We start from the raw sequence: 17,433 nt of genomic DNA, 5'->3' as shown, positions 1-17,433 counted from the left end.
AATCAAAGCATCAGGGGGTGGTTGTTTATACTTGCGGTCCTTCTGTCTGTTTCTTTTTCTCAAAGACAACTGGTTTTTCTTTAACATTTCTGCCGCGCCATACAAGCCACAGCAGAGATGCCAGAAATAGCGAGGAGTAGGTCCCTGCCAGCAGCCCGACTCCAAGAGCCACAGCAAAGCCTGTTATGGACTGTGCACCAAGGATCAAAAACGCCAGAACAGCAAGCAATGTCGTAACAGTGGTGTTAATACTGCGTGTCATCGTTTGCACCAGACTGCGATTGACAACTTTAGCGAGTTCTTTAAACGATTTGATCTGTTTTTTGGCCCGCAGATTTTCACGTATTCGGTCAAACGTCACAATCGTATCATTAATGGAATAACCAATGATTGTCAATATCGCGGCGACAATGGTCACGTCAAATTCCATCCTCGTCAGACTGAAAATCACCAGAATGAAAAACGCATCGTGAAGCAGCGCAATAATTGATGTGACAGCAAAGAATAACTCAAATCTGAGAGCCACATAGATAACCATTCCAAGCGATGCTATCCCGACTGCATAAAGCGCGTTTTTCACAAGTTCCTCGCCGACAATCGATGATACAACGCTGACACTTGTTTTGGCATCCATGTTCTCTTTGAAATAGTCCTGCACGTCCGCAATCTGATCTTTATTAAGGACCCGGTCATAACGGATAGCGGCCCCATTATCATCACCTGTCAGAACAATCGATTGGGCTTCAAGACCAAGCTCGTCCAATCCCTGTTCGATTTTATCAGTTGTTATACTGTGGTCTGTCTCCAGCTGAACTCTTGAACCGCTGGTGAAATCAATACCCGGGTTCAGCTGGAACAGCCCCAGTGAAACGGCACCAAGTGCTACCATGATAACCGAAGCCAGCAGAAACTTCTTCCGGTGGCGAACAATGTCCAGTTTACGGTTCAGAACTTTCGGCTCCCGCTCACTGGTATCAGAGATATCCTGAATATCCTGCTGCTTAACACCAAACCAAGCTGGGCGATTTCTCAGGAATTTGGCTTTAATCCAGAGTTTCATCAATAATCTTGTGCCATAAACAGATGTTATAAAACTGACAACAATACTCAGAATCAACATAGTCGCAAACCCTTTGACTGAGCTGGTGCCAAATATAAATAACACAGCGGCTGCAAGCAGCGTCGTAATATTGGCGTCAACGATAGCACGCAGGGAGCTTTTCGAACCGGCTCTGAATGCCGCCTGCAGTGATTTTCCTGACCTCAATTCTTCTTTAATGCGTTCAAAGGTGATGACATTCGCGTCCACTGCCATACCAACACCAAGTATTAATGCGGCAATTCCCTGCAATGTGAGAACACCATTCATCAAATCAAAGATTAATAATACCAGGTATATGTAAACACCCAGGTTAATCGATGCAATAATGCCCGGAAAGCGGTATACAGCCATGATGAACAAGAACACCAGACCCATACCAATAATCCCTGCAAACACCGTTTTATCAAGAGCTTGTTCACCAAAATGAGCTCCTACGGTATTGGAATAAAGTTCAGTCATATTAACGGGGAGCGAACCCGCATTGATAACATCCGCCAGCCTTTGTGCAGAATCAACGGTAAAATTGCCTTGAATCATAACATCTGTCGTATTCAATGTTTTTGTGACGCCAGCTGCGGATACATACTTCGGATCGTCTTTCTGAACCTCTTTAGCGAATGAATCATCGTCCTGATAGTCCATCCAAATAACTAATAAATCCTCACGGTCCGGAAAAGGAACGCCCCGTTCAAATTTATCTGACAGATTGCTGGTGATGTTCCGGAATTCATCAGCATCTTTTAACTTCAGCGTAACGATCGGTTCATTGGTCTTCTGAGAGAAGTCCTGGCTGGCCGCGCCTTCAACAACATCATTGCCATCCATCAGCTTCTCATCTTCCACATTTCTGAAGCTCAGCCTTGCAGACGTTGACAATAAATTACGGGCCTCTTCCGGATTATCAACACCGGCAAGCTGTACCCGAATCCGGTTGTCGCCTTCTATGTTAATATTCGCTTCACTGATCCCTAACCGGTTAACACGCTCGTTCAGGATCCTGACAGTAGACTCAAGCAGATCTCTGTCTGTTTGCTGGTCTTCGTCCACAGGTTTAACTTTATACAGTACTTCAAAGCCGCCCTGCAAATCCAGACCTAAGTTTATGTCTTTTGCAACACTTGTTACCGTTGTTCCAATCGTTCCTGCCAAAACCAGGACGATCAGAAAAAAGGCAACAATTCTGCCTCTTGTTTTCATCGTTCGTTTTCCTCCCTACTGTGTCACGCTTCGTCTGATATGCAGGTCATTAATGAGAATCCATTTGACTGTCCTCAGTCAATGCAGCGATCGAGGCTGCCAAATCACTCGTTTGTTGAGCGCTAACGGTTAAGTAACTCATATAAACATTGGAGGACAGATGAAAAATATCCTGAACGACTTCATATAAGCGTTTGGATGCATCATCTTTCCAAACTTTCACAAGTAAGCAGTTCCAAACATTATCACTTGTCGTTCTATGATAACCCATTAATTTTAGTTCAGTCGCCTTACTTTTCAGGGCTGGTTCAATCTCCGGTCGCCATTCATGCACATTCTTAATCATTTCCAGAAACATTCCTCCATACCTTTATCAACTTGTTTGCGATGCTTGTCATGCTTGGCCAGCTTCGTTGCATATATATCATTGTAGCTGAAATTTTAATTTTTGAGAAGGTAGGTCGGCTACATTGGCCAAACAAACATTTTTGCAAGGTACGTTAATCCTGATCACAGCGGGTATGATAACACGTTTTCTTGGTTTCATAAACCGTCTGGTCATTGCCAGGGTCATGGGAGAAGAAGGTGTTGGCCTTTACATGATGGCTCTTCCGACTCTGTTTTTAGTGATTACACTGACACAGCTGGGTCTTCCGGTAGCTATTTCCAAACGGGTGTCGGAAGCAGAGGCTAAAAATAACTTTGTTAAAGTAAAGCAAATACTTGTTATATCGCTTCTCATTACTGGCTTAACAAGCGTCATCTTTACGCTTGGCATGATTAGTGCTGCTCCGTTCATCGCTGATACGCTGCTGACTGATGGACGAACTGTCTATCCTTTGATCGCTATAAGTCCGATCATTCCGATCATTGCCGTGTCTGGAGTGCTGAAAGGATATTTCCAGGGACGTCAAAATATGAAGCCGCAAAGCATAGCGCTGGTAATCGAACAAGTTATTCGGATTAGTTTCGTCGCCCTTTTTGTCAAACTGCTGATACCTTATGGCATCGAATTTGCAGCATCGGGAGCCATGTTCAGTGTCATACTCGGCGAATTTGCTTCCATGCTCTATTTAACAGGTACATTTAAATCAAAAAAAGTGATACACGTGCGTCACCAGTTTTTCAAGTACATTAAATCCGGGAAAAAGACATTAAAAGAATTATTCTCTATTTCTCTGCCCAGCACTGGAAGCCGGATTATCGGCAATATAACGAACTTTCTTGAGCCCATATTGGTAGCACAGAGTCTTGCAATTGCGGGAATATCAAGTTCCATGGCAACGAAACAATACGGCGAGCTGACAGGTTACGCTATGCCCCTGTTATTTCTGCCAACATTTATCACAAATTCATTGTCCATTACACTGGTACCGTCCATTTCCGATGCAGATGCGCGGCAAAATAAATCAATGATCAATTACCGGATTCATCAAGCCATCAGAATTTCATTTGCTTCCGGAGCAATTGCGACTGTTGTACTGACCCTATTTGCCGAACCCATCCTAACCTATATGTATGGATCAGCTGATGCCGGTCATTTTTTAGTACTCATGGCACCTTTCTTCCTTCTCCTCTATATTCAATCACCGCTACAGGCAGCGTTACAAGCACTTGACCTGGCAAGACCAGCGATGTGGAACAGTTTAATTGGGGCAGTTGCAAAACTGACAATTCTGGTTTTACTCGCGTCAAACGCGAACTTTGGCATAAATGGTGCTGCCATAGCCATGTGTGTCGGTGTTGTACTTGTAACATTGCTGCATTTGACAAGCCTTTATAAGGAGATTGGATTTATGATACCCGGCAGTGACCTTGTTAAAATGACAGCACTTGTTACGTTAACATGGCTCAGCGGAACATTTTTAAAAGGACTGATGACCTCTCAAGTGCCAAACCTGTTCACCTTTATTCTGATACTCCTAAGTTTATCAGTCGTCTATATTATGCTGCTATTTGCATTAAAGTTTTTAACAAAGGACGAATTAAAACAGTTGCCGGTACTGCAAAAATGGGTTTCCTGATGACACAGGGCCTAACGAAAAAACGACGCTGCGAGATGCAGCGTCGTTTTTTTATGAGAATCGATTTGTCTGGTCCACGTTCAGCTCCTTGTCCATCATCAAACTATTAAGGAGACAGATAGCGAATATAAATATATACCGTAGCGACTGCAAGTGATAAGATAACAAAAGGAATCCCATAAAACATAAACCGTATGAATGACAATTTCGCGTTTTCTCTTTCCGCCAGACCCGCTACAACAACATTAGCTGAGGCACCAATAAGCGTTGCATTTCCGCCTAAGCAGGCCCCTAACGCAAGTGACCACCAGATAGCATTGATATCTTTCATGCCATACCCCTGGAGTTGTTCAACGACTGGAATCATAGCCGCCACAAAGGGAATGTTATCCACTATCCCAGAAAAAAGACCCGATACCCATAGAATCAGAATGGCCGTTGCAGCAAAATGACCATCTGTTGCAGCTACAATAGCCTGTGCTAAGTCATCAATGATGCCGGCAGATTTCAGCCCGCCCACCAGGGCAAACAGACCAATAAAGAAAAATAGAGTGATCCACTCAACCTGGGAAAATACCTGTTCCGCAGCGAGCTCTTTTTCCGTTAAAAGCAACAGCAGGACCGCACCACTCAAAGCGATTGCCGTCAAGTCAATTTGGAGAAACACCTGCAGTAAAAAGCCTGTTAACGTCAGCAAAAGAACGGCTATCGACTGATAGAGCATCGGTGTACGTACAAGATAAAGCGACGCGTCCGTTTCCATCAATGATTCGATATGGCTGCTTTTAGAAGGCAAATGGCGCCGGAACAATGGCACTAACAGCCCCAGCATAATCAGCAGCATGATGCCAGCTACCGGCGCCAGATGACTGATAAACGATAGAAATGTTAACTGTTCAACCGCTTGTCCAATCATAATATTTGGCGGATCACCGATAAGCGTTGCCGTACCGCCGATATTTGAACTAAAAATTGTCACCAGTAAATAAGGAAACGCTGGCAAAGATAGCTGTTTTGTAATTTTTAAAATAATGGGGACTAAAATTAGAACCGTTGTCACATTGTCCAATAAAGCCGACCCAACAGCCGTCAGAATACTGATACCGATAAACAATGGTATAGGTGATCCCTTCACCATTTGCGCAAATCGTATAGCAATAAATGAGAATAAACCCGTTTTCTCAGTAATTGAAATGAGAACCATCATCGAAAACAGTAAAGCAATCGTACGCCAGTCAATATAATTCGTAAACATGTCGGCAGTACTGTAAACCCCCGTTAATAACAGCAATACACCACCTGTCAGCGCTACGACGGCCCGGTTTATTTTTTCGGTCATAATAAAAATATAGCTTATAACAAAAACTGTCCCCGCCACAATGACGTCCATATAACATCCTCTTTCACCATGGGTTGTCGTCTTCTCTTATCACTATATGCGGCAGAACACAAAATATTTAAGTCTATTTTTTTATTCAGCTGAATAGGATCATAGTACATGGACAATCAGTGAAAAGGAGGGGGACAGCTTGCGTCAACAACAATTTGCTGCTCTGTTATATGGATGGATTATCGTGCTTGGGCTGATTCTTGCAACAAGTGTTATTCTCGCCTTGCTTCTGGAAGTGACCGTCCTGACCGAAACAGCATTATCGTGGATAACGCTTGCAGTCGGCTTTATCAGTTTATTTATTGGCGGCCTATCGGCAGGTATTAAAGGTCAGAAGAAAGGGTGGCTCATCGGAGCTGCTACAGGGGGTGGCTTTACTCTTTTCACATTTCTCGTCCAATATATTGGCTATCAGCAAGGATTTTCACTGGAGCAGTCACTTTACCATGCTGGACTGATTCTGGCAGCACTTCTGGGGGGATCTGTCGGAGTCAATATGCTGAAATCGGAAAATTGAATTGAATCGAACAAGGCACAGACAGCCAGTTATAAAAACTGACTTCTGCGCCTTTTTATGTACGATTCAAAAAGCTTTACTGTGTCTGGTCGCTTTGGTCAATTTGTTCATTTATAACTTTGCTAATAGCGGACCGGTCATAGGTTAACTTTGGACCGTCTCCAGGCTGAAGAACAACCGTTTCCTCATCAAGCGCATGAACTTTTGCATGAAAGCCTCCGATGGTAACGATTTGATCTCCTTTTTGCAAATCAGCCTGCATCTGTTTAACTTGCTTTTGTCGTTTCTGCTGTGGACGAATAAGCAGAAAGTAGAAAATAACAAACATTAAAATAATCGGTAACAGTGATACGATCATTTCCATCTATCTATCCCTCCTTACGGTTAAAAGTTTTTCGCATTCTGTTTATCAAATCCATATTGATGAAAGAATGCGTCTCTAAAATCACCAAGCCGGTCTTCTTTAATAGAATCACGTACTTGCTTCATTAATTCTAACAGAAAATACAAGTTATGATAAGTTGTAAGTCTGAATCCAAATGTTTCGTTACATTTGATCAAATGACGAATGTAAGCCCGGGTATAATTCCGGCACACATAACAGTGGCAATTATCATCAACAGGACGGAAATCGCGTTTATATTGAGCATTGCGAACGACCAGTCTCCCATGTGACGTCATACATGTTCCATTTCGGGCAATGCGTGTCGGCAATACACAATCAAACATGTCAATTCCGCGTATTGACGCGTCAATCAGAGAATCCGGTGATCCTACTCCCATCAGATAGCGGGGTTTATCTGCAGGCAAGAGCGGCGTCGTAAACTCAAGCATCCGGTTCATAACATTTTTCGGTTCGCCGACAGACAAACCGCCGACAGCATACCCAGGGAAGTCCAGTGACACAAGATCACGAGCACTCTGTTTTCGCAAATCCTCGTATTCGCCGCCCTGAACAATACCAAACAATCCCTGCTCAGATGGCCGCGCATGAGCGTTAAGTGCGCGCTCTGCCCAGCGTGACGTCCGTTCAACAGACGCCTGCATATAGTCATGTGACGCAGGATAAGGAGGGCATTCATCAAGCGCCATCATGATATCTGAACCCAGCGCATTTTGAATGTTCATAGCCTTCTCAGGTGAGAGAAACATTTTTTCCCCACTAATATGATTGCGAAAATGGACCCCTTCTTCCTTAATATCGCGCAGATTGCTCAAGCTGAACACCTGATAGCCGCCCGAATCTGTCAATATAGCCCCGTCCCAGTTCATAAATTGATGAAGACCGCCTGCTTCAGCAATAATGTCTTCACCTGGACGAAGCCATAAGTGATACGTATTGGATAAAATAATATTCGCATTCATATTGTTTAATTCTTCCGGACTCATTGTTTTAACCGTTGCCATTGTTCCAACAGGCATGAAAGCCGGCGTATCAAAGGACCCGTGTGGTGTGTGGACTTTTCCAAGACGGGCTCCGGTCTGTTTGCATGTTTTAATAGGCTCATACGTTATAGCTGGCATCATATATCGTTCCTTTATCATCACATTTTTAACAGTTCCATTACAAAATAAACATCGCGTCACCGAAACTAAAAAAGCGGTAGCGTTTAGCGACGGCCTCCTGATAAGCCTGCATAATCGTTTCCCTTCCAGCCAAAGCACTGACCATCATAATCAGCGTCGATTTTGGAAGATGGAAATTGGTGATCAGCCCATCAATAGCCTGAAATTCAAAAGACGGATAAATGAAAATATCTGTCCAGCCGCTCGACTCAGTAAATTCGCCATCATTATCCCGGGCAATTGTCTCGAGCGTCCGTGTTGATGTTGTACCTACCGAAATAATCCGGCCGCCTTTTTCTCTTACAGCCGTCAGCCTGTCTGCTGTTTCCTGTGACATGCGATAAAATTCAGCATGCATGTCATGTTCCTCGATATTAGCTTCATCGACCGGTCTGAATGTGCCCAGTCCAACATGAAGTGTAATAAACTCAATGGAAACCCCCATTGCTCTTATATCGCTGAGCAGATCATTCGTAAAATGCAAACCGGCAGTGGGGGCTGCAGCTGATCCTTCTTCACTGGCATAAACCGTCTGATAGCGTTCGCGCTCAGGCAGCTGTTCTTTAATATATGGCGGCAGCGGCATTTCACCGAGCTCATCCAGCCGCTCATAAAAGATTCCTTCATAAGAGAGCTTCAAGATTCTGCCGCCATGCTCTTTAAGGCCTGTACAGTCTGCGCGGATCTCGCCATTGCCAAAATTAATCACGGTACCAACTTTAACCTTCTTGGCAGGCTTGACTAATACCTCCCAAGTATCCTCTTCTTGCTGATGCAAAAGCAGTACTTCAATTTTAGCGCCGGTATCCTCTTTAATACCATATAATCGGGCTGGCATCACCCGCGTATCATTCAGAACAAGACAATCACCTTCGTGCAAATACTGTTTGATATCCGGAAACTGTTTATGCTCCATTTCCTGTGTATCCTTATGCAAGACGAGCAGCCGCGATGCATCGCGCTGCTCGAGCGGTGTCTGAGCAATTAATTCTTCCGGCAGTTCATAATCAAAGTCTTCAAGATTCATGCTGGTTCTCCTATCGTCGTTATGAAAGTTTTACAAAACGTTTTTTGTGAACAAATTCAATCAGCTGAGTTTTTCAACGATCAGTAAAATCAATGACACTGCAATGCTCACGATAATGGATGTCATGATTGGCAAATGAATCGTTATGTTCTCGCGTTTAATTGTAATGTCTCCCGGCAATTTCCCAATAAAGGTCCAGATAAGGCCGATAGCTACAAAAATAATGCCAAGCGTGATAAACCATTTACCCATGTTCATTCATCTTTCAGCTCCCGGCCAAAGTGCCGGCAGGCTTTCGCTGTGACGACGCGGCCTCTAGGGGTGCGCTGAATAAAGCCTACTTGCAGTAAATACGGTTCATACACATCTTCAATTGTTTGTGGTTCCTCCCCAATTGTCGCGGCAATTGCATCGAGTCCAACTGGTCCGCCCTGAAAACTGTCCATAATACTCGTCAGCAATTTATGGTCAATGTAATCCAGTCCTTCCCGATCAACCTGCAGCATGTCCAAAGCCTCTTCCGTTGTCTGCAAGCTGATTTCATCTTCGCCTCGAACCTGTGAAATGTCGCGAATGCGTTTCAGCAGTCTGTTGGCAATCCGGGGTGTCCCTCTGGACCGGCGCGCAACCTCAATAGCTGCCTCATGGGTTATCGTTGTGGCAAAAATATCTGAGGTCCGCTCCACAATATCACACAGGGCTTCAATGCCGTAAAATTCCAAACGGCTCATGACACCGAACCGGTCACGCAGCGGTGCGGTTAACAGTCCCGCTCTTGTTGTAGCTCCTACCAGGGTGAATGGCGGCAGGTCAATCTGAACCGACCGGGCACTCGGTCCGCTGCCAATCACAATATCCAGGAAGAAATCCTCCATCGCCGGGTATAATATCTCTTCGACTGATTTTGGCAGACGATGAACCTCGTCAATAAATAAAACATCACCAGGCTCAAGTGATGACAAAATAGCCGCCAAGTCGCCAGATCGTTCAATGGCCGGGCCTGACGTCGATCGGAACTGTACACCCATTTCATTGGCAATGATAGATGCCATCGTTGTTTTGCCAAGCCCTGGCGGACCATACAGTAATACATGATCCAAGGCTTCATCACGCATTTTGGCTGCTTGAATGAAAATGCGTAAATTCTCTTTTACATTTTGCTGGCCGATATACTGGTTCAGCGTTGTGGGCCGGAGACTAAGTTCAGCAGCTGAATCTTCCTGTTGCCATTCACCTGTGACCATGCGATCTTCCATCAGTATCCCACCTTATTGATTGTTCGTGAGCAAAGAGAGTGCTTTACGGATTAAAACATCCGTTGTCTGGTCATCTTCCTTCTGCAGATCGGGAACAACTGCTTTTATTTCCTGATCAGTATAGCCTAACGACTTCAGCGCTTCCTGTGCCTCCTGCAATTCGGCTGGAACTGCTTTGGCAGCAGAATTCGCCGGATTCTGTTCAGAAATAGATACCATCGCAGATAATTCACCTTTTAAATCCAGAATCATTTGTCGGGCCGTTTTCTTACCGATTCCCGGAAGGTTTGTCAGAAACGCATCGTCCTCCCATTCAACGGCTTCAATAAGACGACTGACATCAGCACTTCCCATTATGGCTAACGCACCTTTAGGCCCAATACCGGAAACAGAAATAAGTTTTGTGAATAAAACCTTCTCATCTTCAGTGCGGAACCCATAGAGAACCTCAGCATCTTCACGGATATGATGATATGTATATATCGTAACCTGCTGGTGTAATGAGTCCTGAAAAGAGAATGGATTGGAATGAATAATCTCATAGCCAACCCCCTGGACATCAACAATCACAGCCTCTTCCTGTATCATGGCAAGCGTCCCTTTGATATAGAAAATCATTTAACCTTCTCCTTTGACTCCCTGCACCATTCTAACATACTTGCCCCTAAACATTGCATAAAAGAAAACTTCCATTCTCATTGAGAGAAATAGAAGTCCCACACAGTTAATCTGATATTTCCATATTGTGATGAATATCCTGCGTATCCTCGTTATCCTCGAGTGCATCAATCAAATTCGTCATTTTTTGTTCATTATCCTCTGAGAGCGGGGTATACGTTTGCGGGAAGTATGTGACCTCGGCCTCAGCCAGTTCATAGCCCTGGTCACGCAGATCATCGCGGACAGACTGAAAGTTCTCCGGATCAGTATAAATTTCGTAGACACCTTCTCCAGCTACAATATCGTTCGCTCCGGCTTCAATCGCTTCCATGCTCATCGCATCTTCATCGATTGAGCCATCTTCGTTTGAGACAACGATATAGCCTAAACGATCAAACATGAAGGTCACGCTTCCGTTTTCCCCAAGGTTGCCGTTATATTTTCGAAACGCATGTCTGATTTCACCAGCTGCGCGATTTTTACTATCTGTCAAAACGTTCACAATGACAGCGACACCGCCAGGACCATAACCTTCATAGGTGATCTCTTCATAATGAACCCCATCTAAACCACCCGTAGCTTTTTTGATGGCCCGGTCAATATTATCACTGGGCATATTGTCTGATTTTGCATTATCAACCGCTGTTCTCAGTCCAGGATTCATCTCAAAGTCCGCACCGCCTTCTTTAGCGGCCGTGTAGATATTTTTAGCATGGCGCATGAATATTTTTCCTTTTTTCGCATCCTGCGCGTTCTTTCTCTTTTGTATATTATGCCATTTAGAATGACCAGACATAGGACACTCTCCTCTCTCCTGGAATTCCTTTATAACTATATCAAAAAACACCTGTTGGATAAAGTGAAACTTCATTCAGCAGGGTGGTTTATCCTGCTGAATGTTAGTTGAACCGAATCGGCCGGCGTTTTTTAAAAATGCTCTCTGTCCCGTCTGAAGAATTCTTGCAGATACTCACGCATATCCCCGTTCAGCTGATCAAGCTCCGCATCCTTATTACGCATCCGGTCCCAGTAGCTATCATCGGTATAAACCTGCACGTCACGCTTCGGCACCATTTCCTGTACGTCCTGTTCAACGTTATCCCGGATATCAGGCGATGCATTATTGTTGAGCATGATACCCACAACCACCTTGTCATCCCCTGCCGCGACTTGCGCTTGTCGAATAGCCTGGCGTCCCTTTAAAGAATCAGCAATTGACATTGATAACTCATTTGTGAATTTATCACTTTGACCTTCTTGATCACCTTCATTCACATTTTGATACGTATCATCCGGGTACTTTTTCTGTTCACCATCATTCTGTTCTTGTTCTGTTTCATATTTGATCGGCTGAGAATTCGAATTTTCCTGTTCAGATTCCTGCGTATCATTTTGCATACAGCCGGCAAGCAGAATAGTCAAAATCGGTATTATGAGACGTTTGCCTGCGAACATAAAACAACCTCCCTTACCCTTTAGGATGGATAAGACAAGCTATTCTAATCAGTGAAAATGAAAGGATTATTTATCCATGCGCTGATATTGTTTCACTGCTCCACGCTTATGAGCTGTTCGCTGATGTTTTTGCTCTATCAGCTCTTTATCGTCTGCCGAAATTTCCTGACCCTCCAAATACGCATCAATGGTATCATAAGTCATGCCGATCTCGCTTTCATCTGTCTGACCTTCCCAAAGACCAGCACTTGGCTTTTTCGTCAGAATAGCCCCAGGTACACCCAGGTATTCACCCATTGCGTAGACTTCCTGCTTCGTATACGTTACTAAAGGATGGAGGTCGACGCCACCGTCTCCGTATTTTGTGAAATAACCGATATACCATTCTGCCGCATTGTCTGTTCCCACCACTAAATAATTGTAATGGGCAGCAACGGTGTACAGGGCACTCATACGCAAACGCGCTTGGAGATTGGCATTTGCCAGCTGATCACTGGTCTGCTCAAACGCATTCGTTTCCTTAAGCTGCTGCGATATGGTCGTATACATTTGATTGTGCGCTTCACTTAAGTCGAGCGTTAAACCATGAATCCCCGAACCATCCATGACTTCCCTGGCATGTGCCAAATCGTTTGAATTCGTGTGGACCGGCATGATCACACCGAGCGAGTTGTCCGGAAACGCGCGTTGAATCAAGTATGCGACAACGGCTGAATCCAGACCACCACTAACCCCGACCAGCAGGCCATTGACACCAGCTTCCTTTGTCTGCTCCTGCAACCATGCAATAATGTTTTGAATTGTCTTCTCCATCTAATCACTCCGTTATGTTCTAGATCCTTAGGTTAGTTTAGCACGTTCTGTACATGTTTTAAAAATGATCGTTGTTTGCTCCAATTTGCATCCATTTTTATTAAATAATTTTGTGTATGACTGGAATAGCGCTGGATATAATACAACCAATCGCGCATAACATCACTGGGAATGCATAGCGCATACAGCCAGGCTCTTACACGCGATTCATCTACCATATGATATGCTAAAAGACGATCAATATCCCAGTTCAAATAAGGCAGAAATCGCTGCCCAAGCTGTACATAATCATGCAGCGTGGAACTGCAGGACAACAAATCATAATCAATCAAATAAACATCATTATCATATTGCAAAAAGTTGTGAGCTGCAACATCACCATGACTCCAGGTCCCGGTTCGCAATGCGTCTATTTCCCCGGTCTCCCAGTCCAGCGTTCTGATTAGCTGTAAATACATTTTAGCAGTCCGGACAATGTCATAAAACAGCGTTTCATACCCGTATTTGTGAAATATCATTTCTGTTGTCTGGAATCTGTACAATCGCTTGGACCATCGTTCATAGAATATCTCCGGTCTGCGCGGGTAACTGAGCTTAACGCCCTTTGTATCCTTATGAAATTGCCTGATTGTTTGCAGCGCGACTTTACGGTCCGCCTCAGTGCGATAATTCAGTTTACGGCCGGCGATAAACGGCGAAAGTGTCCAATAATAATGACCATCATATAAATAACGCCTTTTATTAGGAAACATTTGAAAAGAAATAACCACTGACGAACTCTGTCTCACAAAAAAAGCCCATTGCTGCTCCATCCGCAACTTCTGGCTATGCCGCTTCAACAGGAAATGCTCATGAGAGACCGTTTTGAGATGATAGACATGTTTTTGTATTTGCAAAAGGCTTGCTGGCTTCACCTCACCCTCTTGATACAAAAAAGAAGAGAGACGATTGATACTCATCTCTCCTTCTGTCAGATTACTCACTGGCCCAATCTTCCTCGTCATCGCGGTACATGTTTCCATAACCTGGAGGCATTGGCATATACTGTTGATTGCCTGTGTCAGGATACATCGCTGGCGGCATTTGCGGATTAGGATACCCCTGGTGCATGCCCGCTGGTGAGTAATAGCCACCGCTTCCTGCCATATTAGGATAAGGCGTTGGGGCTGTTGATGCCTCAAACATATCAGAGCTCTCAGACGATTCCATATAACCAGCATATGATGAATAATTCGGATTGACTGGATATTGGGACATTGGCTGGCTAATCGGCATTGGCTGCTGAGCATTCGGCGGCTGCTGATACATCGGCATCGACTGATAGCCCCCACAGCCGCAGTCCTGTTGCTGCATGCCGTAATGCTGATTCATAGGGGGCATAGCTGATCCGGGATACGGGGTTTGCTGATTTTGATAAGACATTTCCTGATAAGGCTGGTGATACATACCACTTTGCATGCCGTATGGTCCCTGTTGTGGTTGCGGTTGTGGTTGCGGTTGCGGATATACCGGCATTTGTGGAAAACAGTACGTCATATTGTAAATGATAGGCTGGGTATGAAGCTGGCTGGGCATGTGCGGTTGAGTCATATTTTCCGGCCACGGTGTTATGTTTGTTTCAGGGGGTGCCGGATGCTGTGACATGCTTGGATGTTCCGGCATCGCTGGCTTTCCGGACGTGCTAGGTGCTTCGGCCTTTGACTGGTGTGGCACATTGGATGTGCTTGGCATCTGCGGGTAGGCAGGCATGCTGGACTGCTTTTGTGGCATTTTCGGTTTCATCTCCTTAGGTGACTCTGAATCATCTTCCTGAATAAACGGCATCGGCTTCGGTGATGAATCCTGATAAAGCTCTTCCGCTGCCGGTTTTGGTTCAGCTTTTGATACGTTCTTTTGCTGGGCACCTTCATTCTTCACTGGTTTTGAGGAGGCTGGGATTTTGATTTTCATGCCCGGCATGATCATATCCGGACTGGATATTTGCGGGTTAAGCTGTTTCAACTCGTTAAAGTCGACACCGTATTGCTGTGCTATCTCCCACAATGTATCCCCTTTTTGGACAATATGAATTTTCAACTCAAACATACTCCTTTCCTTCAGCATTCAAAACTTGGGCTGATCACACATTAACACCATATGCAGCGAATGAAGAAATGTTGAGCTGAAAATAAAAAAACGCTTATCCAATTTTAAAAAACCACGTATGGATACGAAACCAGTTAAGGCAGTCCATGCAGTTATCCTGTTATACATCCATCTGATAGACCGGATAAGTTCCTAAAACAGTGACGCCACACCCAAGTGCTTCTAATTCAGCTCTAACGCCTGGAAATAATACAGCGTCATAGGGCTGATTCACATCAACAATAAAGAAATAATTTCCTAAACCTGTTTTCATTGGACGTGATTCAATCTTGGACAGATTCATCTTGCGCCAGGCAAATGCTGACAGAACCTGGTGCAATGCCCCTGCATAATCACTGGGAAGCGTGATTAAAAGACTCGTCTTTTCAGAATCCGCTTCCTGACTAAGGTTGACGGGCTGCTTATCCTTCGCCAGAACCGCAAAACGGGTGTGATTGTGTGGATAGTCATGAATGTTCTCCTGATAAATGCGCAATCCATATTCGTGAGCTGCCAGTCTATTGCCAATAGCCGCGACTGCTTCATCACTGCTGCTAACAATGTCGGCTGCTTTTCCGGTTGAAGACGAAAAGCTAAACGCGGCAGCGGGCATATGTTTATGCAGAAACTGATGACACTGGGCAATAGCATGACTGTGTGAATAAACAGTCCTCACCTTCGTTAAATCACCAGAGAAGTCCGGCGCGACCAGCAAATGCTGCTTGATAGGCACAACAATCTCCGCAACGATCGGCAGCCTGACTTCATGGACCAGATAATCCAGCGTTAATTGGACAGTGCCTTCGATCGCATTTTCCAGCGGCACCACCCCAATGTCGATTTGCTGATTCTGAACAGCATCGATACAATTTGGAATGGTGGTAAAACTCTGCTTTTCTCCCCCATTAAACGCCGTATCAACAGCCATTTTCGTAAATGTGCCGCGCGGTCCTAAATAGCCAATTGCCGCCATGTTATCCCCCCTGTTATGAAGTCATTTCAAATCGAATGGTTACTCAATAAATTCAAATTCATAATCCAGCAGCCGGATAATATCACCATCTTCAGCTCCTTGTTTGCGCAGTGCATCATCCACACCCATGCCGCGCAGCTGCCGGGAAAATCGCTGTACGCCTTCATCTTTTGTGAAATCTGTCATTTTGAATAATTTTTCAAGTCTGCCACCTGACAGCACAAAAGCACCATCCGAATCACGGGTGATCTCAAATGGTGTCTCCTCAGGCTCGAAGCGGTACACAACTTGTTTTTCCGAATTAACAGCATTCGTTTCTTTTGGAATACGGTCCAGCAGATCAGCTGTTGCAAATATGACATCCCGAATACCCGTTTTCGTTAATGCCGAAATGGGATAAATGGGCGTATCGTTCGTTAATTTAGCTTTAAAAGCCTGCAGATTCTCTTCTGCTCCAGGCATGTCTATTTTATTAGCAGCAATGATCTGTGGCCGTTCCATTAGTGATGAATCATAGGCTTTCAATTCCTTGTTGATGGTAACAAAATCATCATATGGGTCCCGTCCTTCACTGCTGGCCATATCAATGACATGCACGATGACACGTGTTCGTTCAACATGCCGCAAAAATTGCTCACCAAGTCCCACACCTTCGTGCGCACCTTCAATCAACCCAGGCAGATCAGCTACGACAAAACTTCGGTGATCGCCGGTATCCGTCACCCCAAGATTAGGAGAAAGCGTCGTGAAATGATAATCAGCCGTTTTGGGTTTGGCAGCACTAATGACTGACAGGAGTGTTGATTTACCCGCACTTGGGAACCCGACAAGACCAACATCCGCGAGTAATTTCAATTCAACTCGAATACGACGTTCATATACCGGTTCACCATTCTCAGAAAGTTCCGGAGCAGGATTCTTTGATGAGACAAATCGGCTATTTCCACGACCGCCGCGACCGCCTTTAGCGATAAGTGCCTGCTGTCCTTCTTCAGTCAAGTCAGCCAGCACTTCATTTGTATTCTCATCAATAAGGGTTGTGCCTGGAGGGACGGCGACCATTAAAGGATCTGCATTCCGGCCATGCTTATTTTTGCTCATGCCATCTTCACCGCGTTTGGCTTTATAATGACGGTTGTAACGAAAATCCATAAGTGTGTTCAATCCTTCATCAACTTGAAACATAACATCACCGCCGTTACCGCCGTCCCCGCCAGCTGGACCGCCTTTAGGCACATACTTTTCCCGCCGGTAACCGACCATTCCATCTCCGCCATCACCGGCTTTAACATAGATACTTACTTGATCAACAAACATGTTTCTTCCACC

At 44.8% G+C, this 17,433-nt stretch carries 18 protein-coding genes; 2 read left to right on the top strand and 16 right to left on the bottom strand.

Going from position 1 to position 17,433, the window contains the following annotated elements:
* Positions 1 to 25 precede the first annotated feature (25 nt).
* Both secDF and ACFQU8_RS12520 read right to left on the bottom strand, forming a co-directional pair.
* Positions 26 to 2,299, bottom strand: a complete 2,274-nt coding sequence (secDF, locus tag ACFQU8_RS12525) for a protein translocase subunit SecDF (protein ID WP_382360744.1) — start codon at positions 2,297 to 2,299, stop codon at positions 26 to 28.
* 49 nt (positions 2,300 to 2,348) lie between these two features.
* A complete protein-coding gene (locus ACFQU8_RS12520; protein WP_382360741.1) occupies positions 2,349 to 2,657 on the bottom strand; it encodes a post-transcriptional regulator in 309 nt (102 codons plus the stop codon).
* 112 nt (positions 2,658 to 2,769) lie between these two features.
* On the opposite strand from ACFQU8_RS12520, the gene spoVB reads away from it, so the two are divergent.
* The gene (gene spoVB / locus ACFQU8_RS12515) at positions 2,770 to 4,323 is read left to right on the top strand and encodes a stage V sporulation protein B (protein WP_382360738.1); all 1,554 of its coding nucleotides are present in this window, start codon (positions 2,770 to 2,772) and stop codon (positions 4,321 to 4,323) included.
* A gap of 106 nt (positions 4,324 to 4,429) precedes the next feature.
* On the opposite strand, the gene ACFQU8_RS12510 is transcribed toward spoVB, so the two are convergent.
* Positions 4,430 to 5,713, bottom strand: coding sequence for an ArsB/NhaD family transporter (locus ACFQU8_RS12510; RefSeq protein WP_382360735.1), 1,284 nt, complete (start codon positions 5,711 to 5,713; stop codon positions 4,430 to 4,432).
* A gap of 139 nt (positions 5,714 to 5,852) precedes the next feature.
* On the opposite strand from ACFQU8_RS12510, the gene ACFQU8_RS12505 reads away from it, so the two are divergent.
* Positions 5,853 to 6,230, top strand: coding sequence for a TIGR04086 family membrane protein (locus tag ACFQU8_RS12505; protein ID WP_382360732.1), 378 nt, complete (start codon positions 5,853 to 5,855; stop codon positions 6,228 to 6,230).
* Positions 6,231 to 6,306: 76 nt separating this feature from the next.
* Here ACFQU8_RS12505 and yajC read toward each other — a convergent pair whose 3' ends face one another.
* From yajC to obgE, 13 genes are all read right to left on the bottom strand, one after another.
* Positions 6,307 to 6,594, bottom strand: coding sequence for a preprotein translocase subunit YajC (gene yajC, locus ACFQU8_RS12500; protein ID WP_382360729.1), 288 nt, complete (start codon positions 6,592 to 6,594; stop codon positions 6,307 to 6,309).
* Positions 6,595 to 6,614: 20 nt separating this feature from the next.
* Positions 6,615 to 7,754: a tRNA guanosine(34) transglycosylase Tgt gene (gene tgt / locus ACFQU8_RS12495; protein WP_382361680.1), complete on the bottom strand. Its 1,140-nt coding sequence runs from the start codon at positions 7,752 to 7,754 to the stop codon at positions 6,615 to 6,617.
* 40 nt (positions 7,755 to 7,794) lie between these two features.
* Positions 7,795 to 8,823: a tRNA preQ1(34) S-adenosylmethionine ribosyltransferase-isomerase QueA gene (gene queA / locus ACFQU8_RS12490; RefSeq protein WP_382360726.1), complete on the bottom strand. Its 1,029-nt coding sequence runs from the start codon at positions 8,821 to 8,823 to the stop codon at positions 7,795 to 7,797.
* Positions 8,824 to 8,883: 60 nt separating this feature from the next.
* Entirely contained in the window at positions 8,884 to 9,081 is a 198-nt protein-coding gene (locus ACFQU8_RS12485) for a DUF2905 domain-containing protein (RefSeq protein WP_382360723.1), read from the bottom strand.
* Positions 9,078 to 10,079 (bottom strand): Holliday junction branch migration DNA helicase RuvB, encoded by a 1,002-nt coding sequence (gene ruvB / locus ACFQU8_RS12480; protein ID WP_382360720.1) that lies wholly within the window; start codon positions 10,077 to 10,079, stop codon positions 9,078 to 9,080. The genes ACFQU8_RS12485 and ruvB overlap by 4 nt, the downstream gene beginning before the upstream one ends.
* Before the next feature lie 12 nt (positions 10,080 to 10,091).
* Positions 10,092 to 10,697 (bottom strand): Holliday junction branch migration protein RuvA, encoded by a 606-nt coding sequence (gene ruvA, locus ACFQU8_RS12475; protein WP_382360717.1) that lies wholly within the window; start codon positions 10,695 to 10,697, stop codon positions 10,092 to 10,094.
* 106 nt (positions 10,698 to 10,803) lie between these two features.
* A complete protein-coding gene (locus ACFQU8_RS12470) occupies positions 10,804 to 11,535 on the bottom strand; it encodes a YebC/PmpR family DNA-binding transcriptional regulator (protein WP_382360714.1) in 732 nt (243 codons plus the stop codon).
* 131 nt (positions 11,536 to 11,666) lie between these two features.
* The gene (locus ACFQU8_RS12465; protein ID WP_382360711.1) at positions 11,667 to 12,194 is read right to left on the bottom strand and encodes a YhcN/YlaJ family sporulation lipoprotein; all 528 of its coding nucleotides are present in this window, start codon (positions 12,192 to 12,194) and stop codon (positions 11,667 to 11,669) included.
* Between the two features lie 66 nt (positions 12,195 to 12,260).
* A complete protein-coding gene (gene nadE, locus ACFQU8_RS12460; RefSeq protein ID WP_382360708.1) occupies positions 12,261 to 13,007 on the bottom strand; it encodes an NAD(+) synthase in 747 nt (248 codons plus the stop codon).
* A gap of 32 nt (positions 13,008 to 13,039) precedes the next feature.
* Positions 13,040 to 13,990, bottom strand: a complete 951-nt coding sequence (locus ACFQU8_RS12455) for a hypothetical protein (protein ID WP_382360705.1) — start codon at positions 13,988 to 13,990, stop codon at positions 13,040 to 13,042.
* On the bottom strand, positions 13,983 to 15,083 hold the full coding sequence (safA, locus tag ACFQU8_RS12450; protein WP_382360702.1) for a SafA/ExsA family spore coat assembly protein: 1,101 nt from the start codon (positions 15,081 to 15,083) through the stop codon (positions 13,983 to 13,985). Before safA ends, ACFQU8_RS12455 begins: the two co-directional genes overlap by 8 nt.
* 169 nt (positions 15,084 to 15,252) lie before the next feature.
* The gene (gene pheA, locus ACFQU8_RS12445; RefSeq protein ID WP_382360699.1) at positions 15,253 to 16,104 is read right to left on the bottom strand and encodes a prephenate dehydratase; all 852 of its coding nucleotides are present in this window, start codon (positions 16,102 to 16,104) and stop codon (positions 15,253 to 15,255) included.
* A gap of 39 nt (positions 16,105 to 16,143) precedes the next feature.
* Positions 16,144 to 17,421, bottom strand: coding sequence for a GTPase ObgE (gene obgE, locus ACFQU8_RS12440; RefSeq protein WP_382360696.1), 1,278 nt, complete (start codon positions 17,419 to 17,421; stop codon positions 16,144 to 16,146).
* Positions 17,422 to 17,433 lie beyond the last annotated feature (12 nt).

The sequence above is a fragment of the Lentibacillus kimchii genome (assembly GCF_042666895.1).
In the GTDB taxonomy this organism is placed as follows: domain Bacteria; phylum Bacillota; class Bacilli; order Bacillales; family Amphibacillaceae; genus Lentibacillus; species Lentibacillus kimchii.
This window is presented reverse-complemented; position numbering and strand designations above follow the sequence as displayed.

Excerpts from the sequence above, each read along its gene's own strand:
- yajC (WP_382360729.1), bottom strand. The coding sequence starts at position 6,594 with ATGGAAATGATCGTATCACTGTTACCGATTATTTTAATGTTTGTTATT.
- secDF (WP_382360744.1), bottom strand. The coding sequence starts at position 2,299 with ATGAAAACAAGAGGCAGAATTGTTGCCTTTTTTCTGATCGTCCTGGTT.
- obgE (WP_382360696.1), bottom strand. The coding sequence starts at position 17,421 with ATGTTTGTTGATCAAGTAAGTATCTATGTTAAAGCCGGTGATGGCGGA.
- ACFQU8_RS12510 (WP_382360735.1), bottom strand. The coding sequence starts at position 5,713 with ATGGACGTCATTGTGGCGGGGACAGTTTTTGTTATAAGCTATATTTTT.
- queA (WP_382360726.1), bottom strand. The coding sequence starts at position 8,823 with ATGAATCTTGAAGACTTTGATTATGAACTGCCGGAAGAATTAATTGCT.
- ACFQU8_RS12520 (WP_382360741.1), bottom strand. The coding sequence starts at position 2,657 with ATGTTTCTGGAAATGATTAAGAATGTGCATGAATGGCGACCGGAGATT.
- ACFQU8_RS12465 (WP_382360711.1), bottom strand. The coding sequence starts at position 12,194 with ATGTTCGCAGGCAAACGTCTCATAATACCGATTTTGACTATTCTGCTT.
- tgt (WP_382361680.1), bottom strand. The coding sequence starts at position 7,754 with ATGCCAGCTATAACGTATGAGCCTATTAAAACATGCAAACAGACCGGA.
- nadE (WP_382360708.1), bottom strand. The coding sequence starts at position 13,007 with ATGGAGAAGACAATTCAAAACATTATTGCATGGTTGCAGGAGCAGACA.
- ACFQU8_RS12485 (WP_382360723.1), bottom strand. The coding sequence starts at position 9,081 with ATGAACATGGGTAAATGGTTTATCACGCTTGGCATTATTTTTGTAGCT.
- ruvB (WP_382360720.1), bottom strand. The coding sequence starts at position 10,079 with ATGGAAGATCGCATGGTCACAGGTGAATGGCAACAGGAAGATTCAGCT.
- pheA (WP_382360699.1), bottom strand. The coding sequence starts at position 16,104 with ATGGCGGCAATTGGCTATTTAGGACCGCGCGGCACATTTACGAAAATG.
- ruvA (WP_382360717.1), bottom strand. The coding sequence starts at position 10,697 with ATGATTTTCTATATCAAAGGGACGCTTGCCATGATACAGGAAGAGGCT.
- ACFQU8_RS12470 (WP_382360714.1), bottom strand. The coding sequence starts at position 11,535 with ATGTCTGGTCATTCTAAATGGCATAATATACAAAAGAGAAAGAACGCG.